Raw genomic sequence first — 1,070 nt, 5'->3', positions numbered from 1 at the left:
ACCCCTTCGGGCCAGAGACGATCCAGATCGTTGGTTGCGACGTTCTTGGCGGACGCATCAAGATTGACTTGCCACTGCCCGAACGGGTCAAGCACGACCCCCTGAAGTTTGGCGGATGCGTCACCAACATTCAGGACAACATCATCAATGCTGAACCGACCGGGCACATAGCTTGTGACAATCTGTCCGTCCGAAACCCGATAGGTCGCCCGTATTTCGTCAGGGAAGGTGATCACCCCACTGCCAACTGACAGGTCCGTGGCCGCCGTAAGCAATTCGCCATTCGCATCAAAGCTTGCGCGCAGCTTTCCGGAAACCGGGACATAGGCATCGCGCAATTGTTCAAACAGGTCCGAGATGCTGACAAGATCAGCAAGCTGCACCTCGCCAATTTCGGCTTCAAGATCGACCTGATCGGTTTCGATACTGTAATCACCTGTGACGCGCACCTGGGTCGAAATATCCCCGGCACTGACCTGCATCGAGGCTTCCGCACCGATCCCGAAGGCCCGGCGAGATAACAGGATATCAGCCTGCGGTGCCGCCCAGACGATGCCGATTTTATCATCGCGCACTTCAAGATCGGCATTCACCACCCCGAAACTTTCGAAATAGGCCGCCGCCGGAATATCAGTGCGTTCGCCCGAAAGAATGGCAAAGACATCCTGCAAGACAGTATTGCCGGAACGTTCGACAGTTTCGGTGTCACCAGCAGCGTTTTCAGGTTCAGGCGGAAGTTGATCGGCACTCACGTCCGGTGCATCGGGGAGCTCAATCGTAACAGAGGCCCCGCGCCCCTTGTCATAACTTTGCCCGGTTGCCGCACCATCATCGATGCGCGTATTTTCCGGCTGGTTTGTGACATCTGCGGCGACTTCTTCGGCGACATAGCCGACATCAATCGTGCCATCGGCCCGCCGTTCAAGGCGAATGCGCGGTCCGATCAGGTTAAGCTCGCGCAGGGCAAGAACGCCTTCAAACAGCGCCTTGCTGGAAAACACGACATCGGCTTCGGGGACGTGAAGCATTTCCTGATCATCGGGGCCAAAGATGCTGACGTCGCGCAAACC

At 56.8% G+C, this 1,070-nt stretch carries 1 pseudogene; it reads right to left on the bottom strand.

Annotation, left to right across the window (positions count from 1 at the left end):
- Positions 1 to 1,070: pseudogene (locus B3Z49_RS04985) on the bottom strand (DUF3971 domain-containing protein); the annotation flags it as partial.

This window comes from Thalassospira sp. UBA1131, assembly GCF_002311515.1.
In the GTDB taxonomy this organism is placed as follows: domain Bacteria; phylum Pseudomonadota; class Alphaproteobacteria; order Rhodospirillales; family Thalassospiraceae; genus Thalassospira.
This window is presented reverse-complemented; position numbering and strand designations above follow the sequence as displayed.